A 2,398-nucleotide genomic window follows, 5' to 3' on the forward strand; every position below is an offset into this window, starting at 1 on the left:
GGCATTGATCGAGGCCGAACTGGTCCTTGCCGAACTCGAAGTCTTCCTCGACTGGCCAGCGTAGTCCGGCGGCGCGGATCAGCCGGGTCATGCTCCTGGGTTGCCCGTCGGGCTGGTAGCAGTAGTGAAACGCCAGTTCACCGGTGCGTAGGTGGCGGCGGACCAGCAGCACGTGGCGGGGGCTGGCGACCCCGATCTGCACCCATCCGTACCAGCGTTGCCCTTTCGAGCCGGTCCCGGCGCTGCGGACCTCCCACCGCCGCTCGTCGTCCACCATCTGGTCGACGGCCTGCCGGCAGGTCAACCGCACGCCGGCGCCGAGGTCCAGCAGGAACGTGGAGGCCACCCGCAGCACGTACGCCTGCTGCTGCTGTTCGAAGAACTCCCGCAGCTGCGTGCAGGCGCCGTACACCTCGTCCCCGCACACGATGTCGAAGCGGATGCCGTCGGTGTACACGTCGGTGCAGATGTCGATCGCCAACTGTCCCTTGGTGCGGAACAGCAGGTCGCCCGGGATCCCCATCGCTTGGGCGGCCTTGACGTCGTCGATCTGTTCGGCGGGGATCCACTGCCGGAACCCGATCAACCCGTGCCCCAGGCCCTCGCGCACATATGACAGGTGCACGGTGTTGATGCCGTTCTCCACCCGACCGGCACACCCCATGTACTGCCGTTTCACGCCGCAGGTGGCGGTGCCGCGTTTCTGCTGGCCGGTCTCGTCCAACGCCCCGACCACCAGCCCCCGACGCCGCCGGCGAGCCGCGGTGGCCAGCCCGTCGACCACGAACCGGCGGACCACGCGTATCGCTTCGTCGGTGTCCCACACCGCCCGGTTCAACAGCCGCTGCACCCGGTCCGGGCTACGGTCCCCGACATGCTCCGCGATCGTCCACCCGTTGCGTTTCGGCAGGTCACTGGCCACCACGGACACGTATTTGTCGGCCTGCTGCCACGTCTGCACCCGCGCGAAGCACGACCGCAGCCGCTCCAACAGGTCGGCCCGCAACCGCTGGGCCCGGCCAGCCGCTATCCTGGCAGCCGCAGCCGCCCGTGATTTTGTTGTCGTCACACACACATGATCACTTGGGCGGCTGCGTCCACATTGCTCACCCCACCACCCGCATCAGCCCAGCTCACACGGCTAATGGCGGCTGCCGTACTAGTCCAGATCCTTGGGTTCGAGAATCTGAACAACTGAGTCAGGTTTTCAGGCTGCGGTTTTGAGTCGTGCTCGTGCGATGTAGTCGTCGACGTAATGGTCGATGGTGGTGAGGGCCTGGCGTAGGGCGGGTGGCGCTTGGGGCCGGTCGGCGGCGAGGAGTGGGTGCAGGAGGCGGTCGTTGAGTTTGGTGTAGAAGATCGCGAGGCGTTGGCCGTCGGGGGTCAGGACGTAGGTGTGGGTGTGTTCGATGCGTCGGATCAGGCCGTTGAACCGCAGGCGTCGTAGGTCGTAGGTCATCTGGCTGGTGGTGTAGCCGGTGCCGAGCAGCCGGACGGTCACGGGAACTCCTGACAAAATGATCAGCTGAGGAGTCTGCAGTAGCGGGCGTGGAAGCGCCGCAGCTGCGGCGACTCCGGCGCAGCAGCCTGGAGGACGTCTTCCTACACCTCACCGGCCGTACCCTGGTCGACTGACAGCGGTGGGCGGGGCGGTCCCGGCCGCTGCACGGCAGTCGACGGGGAGGAGTCCATCATGGATGCGCGATGGAGACGGCAGGCGGGGCTGACCGCGCTCTACCTGGGCGTGTTCGCCACGATCTGGTTCAGCGTGCCGGCGGCGGAGCCGCCGCTGCGCACCGCGCTGGTCGTGGGCAGCGGCCTGGCGTTGCTGACTGCGCTGCTCGGCGCGGTCGTCGTGGTCAAGGCCCGGCGCGGTGCGGCCGCCATGCCCGGGAACCGGGCCGCCGATCGCCGGTACGGCGTCATCGTCGCCGTCGAGTTGGCCGTGGCCGTGCTCGGCGCCCTCGTGCTGGCCGGGCTCGGGTGGTCGGAGTTCGTCCCGGTCCTGGTCTGCGTGGTGGTGGGCGTCCACTTCGTGCCGCTGGCCCCGGTGCTGCGCGACCGGCTGCTGGTGCCGCTCGGCGTTGCGCTGTGCCTGGTCGCGCTGTCCGGGCTGGTCGTCGCGCTCGCCTCGCCGGTCCAGGCCGGGCTGGTCGTCGGCACCGGGGCCGGGCTGCTGCTCTGGAGCTACGCCGCGCTCGCGCTGCTCCGGACGGCCCGCCCTGCCTGAACGGCCCCACCTCGACGGCCGCCGGCGGCCGCAGGGCCGATGCGCCGCCCGGGGGTGCGGGGGGGGGGGGGGGGCCGGGGGGGGGGCGGGCGGGGGGCGGGGGGGGCGGGGGCGGGCCCCGGGGGGGGGGGGGCCCCCGGGGGGGCGGCGGGGGGGGGGCGGCGGGCC

General features: G+C 70.9%; 3 protein-coding genes. 1 reads left to right on the plus strand and 2 read right to left on the minus strand.

From position 1 onward, the window contains the following. Window positions 1-1,069 (minus strand): IS701 family transposase (locus tag ABZ807_RS24675; RefSeq protein WP_357162427.1); only part of this gene is annotated, 1,069 nt, incomplete at its 3' end. 138 nt (window positions 1,070-1,207) lie between these two features. Next, on the minus strand, window positions 1,208-1,501 hold the full coding sequence (locus tag ABZ807_RS24680) for a hypothetical protein (protein WP_357162430.1): 294 nt from the start codon (window positions 1,499-1,501) through the stop codon (window positions 1,208-1,210). A gap of 192 nt (window positions 1,502-1,693) precedes the next feature. On the opposite strand from ABZ807_RS24680, the gene ABZ807_RS24685 reads away from it, so the two are divergent. Then, window positions 1,694-2,230 carry a hypothetical protein gene (locus ABZ807_RS24685; protein WP_357162433.1) on the plus strand — a complete coding sequence of 179 codons (537 nt, stop codon included), beginning with the start codon at window positions 1,694-1,696 and terminating at the stop codon, window positions 2,228-2,230. Window positions 2,231-2,398: the final 168 nt, after the last annotated feature.

It is taken from the genome of Micromonospora sp. NPDC047548, from assembly GCF_040642975.1.
Classification (GTDB): Bacteria; Actinomycetota; Actinomycetes; order Mycobacteriales; family Micromonosporaceae; genus Micromonospora.

Excerpts from the sequence above, each read along its gene's own strand:
- ABZ807_RS24685 (WP_357162433.1), top strand. The coding sequence starts at position 1,694 with ATGGATGCGCGATGGAGACGGCAGGCGGGGCTGACCGCGCTCTACCTG.